Here is a 6,772-nt window from a genome sequence, read left to right on the forward strand (position 1 = left end):
GCCCGCGCGTGTCAGCTGCGTGCCGGATCTTGCTCAAGCAAATCAGGCAGTGCGATCCGGTGGCTGAGCAAGTGATAAAGGTCCTAACCGCTGACGCAGATGACCTGCTTGCCTTTATCGAATGTGGTCAACCCATCACGTGTATACCTCATCCAGTTGATAGATTCGCTCCGAGCTCAGGTCGCCTTGATGCTAAACTTTCTGGCAAAAATATGCAGTTCTGCTGCGGGCATCCGCGCCCTCAAGCGCTTTGCAATCCGTGCAGCATACATGCGTAAGCGGCTTCTCACCCTCGATGACAACCGGGCCTGAATGCGACAAAAAATCGCTACGGCGTGAGTCCCCACTGATCATAACAGGCACGCATCGCGCGGGGCGATGTCAGCAGCAGTTTAGGCAGGGAGGTCTGATCAAACAGTGCTCGGTGGCGCAGCCGATTTTTAGGTGCGGTCAGTGTAATGTATTTCAGCATCGCCCAGGTGACCGGATCTTTGCCGCTGTGGAGGCCACCAATACGGGGCGTTAAGGCATAACAGCGTCGGATATAGCGCACCAACGCGATCGGCGTTGAGATATCCAACAAAATTAATCCGGTGGCGCGTTCGAATCGTTCACGTATGCATTTTGTATAATTGCCCTCGATCACCCATTTCTCTTGCTTTATCGCCTCAGCGTGTAAGCGATAAAACGCAGAAGGATCCCGCGGAAGCCACTGCGTATCCGGCAAGTGATAAAGCTGATCTAAATGGATAAGCGGTAAGGACATTTTCATCGCTATCGCACTGGCCAGCGTCGATTTGCCGCTGTTGGAAGGGCCCATAATGCAGATACGTGGGCCCAGTGCGTCTAAAGATAACGGGGTGTTCATAAACGGCTTTTCCCTTGCTTGTGTCATGACGTACGGCGCGGGTATATCGGCCGTGAAGTACGTGAACGCACCATCCACTATGCCATCCTCTCTCCCTGCTCATCCATTATTGAAAAGGAATATGGGCACGTTGCGAATCGGATATAACGGCTTCAGGCCACCCGCAGCGACCTATTTCCTTACCCGTGTCCCACCCGCTGACCCGATTCAATGACGGTAAGAACATTCCCGATCCTTCTGAGGGCGATCGCGCTTTCGCCCATGGCAACTACGCTTAGGCAACACCCACTGGTTCGGACAGCTATGGTTTTTCGGACGCAAGCAGGAGAGAGACATGAAAGCAGTTATCTACAACGGCCCTTATGATGTCAAAGTGCAAGACGTGCCGGATGCAAAAATTGTCCGCCCCACGGATGTTTTGGTGCGCATTACCACCACGAACATTTGCGGTTCGGATTTGCATATGTATGAGGGCCGTACCAGCTTTGAGCAGGGGCGTATTCTGGGACATGAAAATCTGGGGCAAGTCGTGGAAGTCGGTTCGGGCGTTGAACGTATCAAGGTGGGTGACTATGTTTGTCTGCCGTTCAACGTGGGATGCGGCTTTTGCGAAAACTGTGAAAAAGGATTAACGGGTTTCTGTCTCACCACCAACCCGGGCACCGCGGGGGCGGCGTATGGATTCGCAGAAATGGGCAGCTGGGAAGGGGGTCAGGCGGAACTGCTGCGGGTGCCCTTTGCCGATTTTAACTGTCTGGTGCTGCCGCCCGATGCGGTGGAAAAAGAAGATGATTATGTGATGCTGTCTGATATTTTCCCTACCGGCTGGCATGCCACAGAGCTTGCTGGATTAAAGCCCGGCGAGAGCGTGGCCATTTACGGCGCGGGACCGGTGGGGCTGATGGCGGCGCACTCCGCGATCATTAAAGGGGCGTCGCAGGTCTTTGTGGTCGATACGCACAAAGATCGTCTGGCGCTGGCAGAAAAACTGGGCGCTACGGCCATACAAGCCACCGGTGATGAGGCCGTGCAACGGATCCTTGATCTCACAGACGGGCGCGGCACCGATTGCGGCTGTGAATGTGTGGGCTACCAGTGCTGTAACAAACACGGTCATGAAGATAACTCGGCCACCATGAACAGTCTGGTTGCTTCGACAAAAGCCACGGGCGGTATTGGTGTAGTAGGGGTTTTTGTTCCGCAGGATCCGGGCGCGGCCACCGACTTGGCCAAAGCGGGTAAGATGCCGTTTGATTTCGGCAGTTTCTGGTTTAAAGGCCAGACGATCCGTACTGGGCAGGCGAATGTCAAAGCTTATAACCGGCAGTTAGCGCGCCTCATTCATCAGGGGAAAGCGAAACCGGGCGACATCATCTCTCACCGCCTATCACTTGCTGAAGCCCCTGACGCCTACAAGCATTTCGACGATCGCGATGAAGGCTGGACCAAAGTCATTCTCAAGCCGTAAAGGGCGATAAGCGAAGCTGCCGACAGAATTGTTCTTCTGTCGGCACCGCCTGTTTGTTTTTTACGCCGCTTTCCTGTGTCGCTGCTTGGGTGCGCTGCGCGCATAGCCATCCTTCGCAGTCAGAGACGTCAATCCAAACAGTGTGGGCACACATAGACGGCTACGCGGTGCTTTCTTGCCAAACTCACCGCCTGGTAACGCGTATAAACAGAGCCCAAGAAAATACGCTCTCGCTTTTCGCTCAGCATAAAACATCCCTGCTTGTGCAATTCTCCGCTCGTTTCGCTATCGGGGCATAAATAATAGTAAGCCGACTGCAACATGCCGTTCCTCCCTGAGAACCTGACCACCCGGCATCAGACAGTTGATGCCGTATCGACTTAGCATTACATGCAGGCAAATAAAGTTCACTCTTATTTATCGATTCAGCAGCGCAAGCCGATTAACACTGGCCGCGCAGTTTCCACGACAACCATTCATCCAACTCATGTTCAGGCAGCGGCCGTGCGTGAAAGCTGGCTTTTATTCGTTCATCGCTAAACGGGGTCAACGCCTCTGCCGTTTCGCTCTCCTCTGTGCTTTCCGGTAGCATGGTGTAATCACGCTCTTTAAGCAGAGAAAGAATGCCGGAGGCAATAATGCGCGATGCCGTGTCCATGGACATATCGTTAAACAGCGTACGATCAAGCTTAATTGCCTCAGACGGCATGCGGTGCAGGTTATAAACGGTGCTCTGCGCAGAGCCTACATCGTCGAGTGACACGGTAAAACCGTGTCGTTTAAGCGCTTCCAGCCCCTCTAATGCCCCATGGCTTTCAATAAGACGCTCAGGTTCAGAGCAGGCAATGCCCAGCAGCGCCGTCGGGATCTTGGTGCGGTGCATTTTCTCTGATAGCGTCTCTGCGAAGCCGGGCTGGGCAAAAACAGCGCTACTTAGCGTGAGCGTGATAGGCAGCTGGATACAGGTGTTGCGCAGCCGCTTCAAGCGCGCCATGACCTCATCTATGAGCCACGGCGTCAGAGCGTGCTGGCGTTCGGTTTGTTCGGTGAGGGGAAGAAAGAAACCCGCTGCATGCTCGCCGCGCGCGGGATCTTGCCAGCGCACCAGCGCGTCCAGGCCCACCGGCTTGCCGCTGCGCAGGCACATTCGGGGTTGATAAACCAAACTCAGGCCGCTGGTGCCAGCAAACCGCGTACCGCTGAACGTGCGCTGTGTCGCCTCGATATCCGCGAAGCGCAGCGAGGGCACGTCGCGGCTCACGGCTTCGTGGAGCGTATTAATGGCAAGACGCAGCGCGTCCTGTGCAGCGGTTTGTCCGGGGGTAAAAGTGATTTCTCCGGCGTGCGTGGAGAGGGCCATCTGCATGCCTTCGCCAATGTCGGCACTGATCCCCGCCAGCTTGTCTGCGACCCAGCTGGCGTTCAGAAGACTGTCGGATCGGGTAAGTACGGCAAAGCGGCCGGTCGTCAACGTATAGAAAATCTCGCCAACGCACGCTCTCAGACGCAGCGGCAGCAGGGTCGCCACATCTTTCAGCAAGTTTTCCACGGACGCGATCCCCATAGATCGCGTGAGGTCGATGGCCCGCGGCAGAGAAATGCAGTCGATGATCACCAGCCGCCGCGTCAGGGGGTGTTCTGAAGCCGCCAGCAGTTGCAGATCGCGAATAAGTCTTTGCCGATTGGGCAATCCGGTGAGGGAATCAATAAACCCCGCAGAGTGCCAGGCCTGAAGAAAAGACATCACCAGCGCGGCTAAGCGCTTTAGCATATCCCGTTGTTCATTACTGAAAGAGTGGGCCGAGGTATCGGTGACGCACAACGTCCCCAGCACAATGCCCTCCGCGTTTTTAAGCGGCACGCCGACATAGAAGCGAATAAAGGGCGCACCGATAATTAGCGGATGTGACGAAAACCGCGCATCAAGCAGGGTATCATTCACCACGACAATATTGTCGCTGTCTACCACATGGCGGCAAAGTGACAGCTCACGCGGAGAGTGCTTCAGGGAAAAATTATGGGCCGCTTGAATGTACTGATGATGGTCATCCAAGACAGAAATAAAACTACCCGGAATCCCCAGCGCCTGGCTGGCGAGTCTGACAAACTTCTGCAGCACCTCGTCCCGGCTGGCGTCCGGATTTCGCAGTGCAGCGAGTGCGCGCGCGCGGCGATCGCTGTCGCCGTCAAGATTGATGAGCATAAATGACCCCTGCTACGGCCTGGTTCCGAAGCGAAACGAAGATAAAAAAAATAAAATGTGTCAGCCGTAACGAAATTAACTTGCTGCGAATAAAAGAAAGCAAAAGAGGTCTTTTGGATGGAGTATAACAGGCTGTAAGCAGAGGGCATTGATTTTTCGATTATGAAAACGTTTTATTTACGCGATTTTTATTTAATTTCGCTTTGGTGCAGAAATACCCTGCACGTAACCCGTAGGGAGCAACGTGCAGTGCCGCGTTAACGGTCCGCTTATTCAAAGAGGTTAACTGCAACAGCAATAATAACGCATTGATTAGCTTAAACGTTATGACTTATTGCTGACATAATTCATGCAGGAGGTAAAGGTGCGCTTTATTTGCATCTCTGTGTAGACGTAATACATTCCTAATGGTGATCCACCTGCGAAATGACGAATTCAGCAAATTAATTAAATAATATCTGCGTGGAGTCGCGCGAGTTTCGCACAACACGTTCTCGTATTGTGCTTTGTCATGCATTATTAACTCTGCGTAACGCAGAAAGTGGGGCCTAATTTGTGTTATCGGGCGATAATTTTCTGCTGCGAGCTTTTGAGAGGTTAGTTGCCGACATTTTTTGTCGTTTGTCGTAGCGGGCACTGGAAGGTGAAAGGCAGCCATGACCCATCCCGCACGGTTTCTTTCTGTTTGCCATCACAAACGTTTTAACGCGCTTTCCAGTGATGAAAATGATCCTCTTCACGAATATGCTCGTCTGGCGTTTCTGCCGTGTCGGCCAAGCCACTGTGGGTATTAAAACCCACGCGGTGGCCAGCAGGCAATGTGTCAGGTATATGCGCTTTCGCCATCGATCCAAAGGTTATAAACAAAAAGAACAGGGCAATACGGTAGGTGGAACGCATCGTCTCTCTCCTGGGCTATCAGACAGGCGCTATGGTGCAGAATCTACTGTAAGCCCCGGTCAGAGATGCTTAAATCTGATAAGCGATCTGTTACCGAACGCGTTATGTGTCACACCTTGAAAAAGCCGGTGCGGACGCTCGCTCCCCTTTATGTGTGCATGGCAGTCAAGCGAGCCACCTCCGCGGTAAACGCCTCCCACTGTGCCTGCAGGCTATCAATGTGGGCTAACTCAATGCGGTGGCCGGGATCATAATCACTGGATGAGGCGGGAAGGGTCTGGCGCAGCGCGGTAAACCAGGCGGCACTGTCGGTCGTGTCATCGACAAGGTGCAGCATAGCATTGCGCTGTGTCTGCAGGGCGGCCTGACCCTGCTGCAGCGCATCGAGCGCCTGCTGGGTTTGGGCTTGTTCGCCGTTCCCGGTTTGCTTATCGATATCAAGCTGCGTTTTTTTTAGCGCAATATAGACGTCATCCTGTCCCTGCGCTTTCTGCTCGACGTAGCGATCCACTAACGCGCCTGCCGCATCCTGCTGCGCGGGAGGGATAAACTTGGTGACCAGATAGTTCAATTTTGCTTTGCTTAGCGCCAGATCCTGAGAGAGCGTGTTAGCCGTGCCGCTGCCGGCAGGCGCGGTGAGTGCAGTACTGATCAATCCCGCCATATCATTGATAACGCTCGGGGTGGAATCTTCCAAGGCTTTGACCAGTTCGCCAATCTGCGGATCGTTGATTAACAAAGAATGGCTGGCTTGCGCCTGTATCATCTGACTCTTGGTCTTCGCCACTTCCTTGAGGGCTTTGTCGCGCGCTTCTTGGCTGATTTCACTGCCTGAAGAAGCTGCTGCTGGCGGGAGCTGATTGAGATCAATCTTAATTGGGGCGGCTTCCGGATGCGTATAACCCGGATATTTCAATAAGCTGACGGATGACGCGTCAAGCGTGCCGTTGGCGTCCAGAGCATTCATGTTTCACTTCCTTTTCACAACGAATGGTATCTTCAGTAATATCGTCATTTTGTTTAGTTTCTTTAATTAAAGAATAACGCGAAGCTGGTCCCACCTCGCCGCTTTGTCCTGAAGAGCGAGGGGTAAACTCCGATGCAGCGCCGATGTTAAATAGGCACAAGGTCAAAAATGCATCGAGTAAAGTAAGCTTTAGTAGTTACAGCATCCTGTAAATGTAAACCAACCTCTTCCGGCCCGAACGGGCCGGGCGGCGGCGGCTTTTCACAAGGGGCAATGTCGTTTATTCCTACACGCGTTTGGGGGAGGGGCTGGATTGTGCAGAATGGCATGGAGGTTTTACAACATCTCGTAATAGCTTGTTGTAAC

General features: G+C 53.3%; 6 protein-coding genes. 1 reads left to right on the forward strand and 5 read right to left on the reverse strand.

Annotation, left to right across the window (positions count from 1 at the left end; translation table 11 throughout):
- Positions 1-328: 328 nt before the first annotated feature.
- Positions 329-868, reverse strand: coding sequence for an AAA family ATPase (locus LU196_RS18025; protein WP_232761301.1), 540 nt, complete (start codon positions 866-868; stop codon positions 329-331).
- 334 nt (positions 869-1,202) lie between these two features.
- Here LU196_RS18025 and LU196_RS18030 point away from each other — a divergent pair, with 334 nt between their 5' ends.
- Positions 1,203-2,336, forward strand: a complete 1,134-nt coding sequence (locus LU196_RS18030; RefSeq protein ID WP_232761190.1) for a glutathione-independent formaldehyde dehydrogenase — start codon at positions 1,203-1,205, stop codon at positions 2,334-2,336.
- A 442-nt stretch (positions 2,337-2,778) separates the two neighbouring features.
- Here the strand turns inward: LU196_RS18030 and LU196_RS18035 are convergent, their stop codons facing one another.
- The 4 genes from LU196_RS18035 to LU196_RS18050 all read right to left on the reverse strand — a co-directional run.
- Positions 2,779-4,539 carry an EAL domain-containing protein gene (locus LU196_RS18035; RefSeq protein ID WP_232761189.1) on the reverse strand — a complete coding sequence of 587 codons (1,761 nt, stop codon included), beginning with the start codon at positions 4,537-4,539 and terminating at the stop codon, positions 2,779-2,781.
- 702 nt (positions 4,540-5,241) lie between these two features.
- Positions 5,242-5,439 carry a hypothetical protein gene (locus tag LU196_RS18040; protein WP_232761188.1) on the reverse strand — a complete coding sequence of 66 codons (198 nt, stop codon included), beginning with the start codon at positions 5,437-5,439 and terminating at the stop codon, positions 5,242-5,244.
- A 148-nt stretch (positions 5,440-5,587) separates the two neighbouring features.
- Positions 5,588-6,406, reverse strand: a complete 819-nt coding sequence (locus LU196_RS18045) for a hypothetical protein (RefSeq protein WP_232761187.1) — start codon at positions 6,404-6,406, stop codon at positions 5,588-5,590.
- Between the two features lie 146 nt (positions 6,407-6,552).
- Positions 6,553-6,772, reverse strand: a 220-nt coding sequence (locus tag LU196_RS18050) for a hypothetical protein (RefSeq protein WP_232778290.1), incomplete at its 5' end; no start/stop codon positions are given.

Origin of the sequence: Pantoea sp. Mb-10, from assembly GCF_021272205.1 — a bacterium.
Classification (GTDB): domain Bacteria; phylum Pseudomonadota; class Gammaproteobacteria; order Enterobacterales; family Enterobacteriaceae; genus Pantoea.

What these genes read in the sequence shown, in the direction of transcription:
- LU196_RS18035 (WP_232761189.1), bottom strand. Translation starts at nt 4,539, where the DNA reads ATGCTCATCAATCTTGACGGCGACAGCGATCGCCGCGCGCGCGCACTC.
- LU196_RS18040 (WP_232761188.1), bottom strand. Translation starts at nt 5,439, where the DNA reads ATGCGTTCCACCTACCGTATTGCCCTGTTCTTTTTGTTTATAACCTTT.
- LU196_RS18045 (WP_232761187.1), bottom strand. Translation starts at nt 6,406, where the DNA reads ATGAATGCTCTGGACGCCAACGGCACGCTTGACGCGTCATCCGTCAGC.
- LU196_RS18025 (WP_232761301.1), bottom strand. Translation starts at nt 868, where the DNA reads ATGAACACCCCGTTATCTTTAGACGCACTGGGCCCACGTATCTGCATT.
- LU196_RS18030 (WP_232761190.1), top strand. Translation starts at nt 1,203, where the DNA reads ATGAAAGCAGTTATCTACAACGGCCCTTATGATGTCAAAGTGCAAGAC.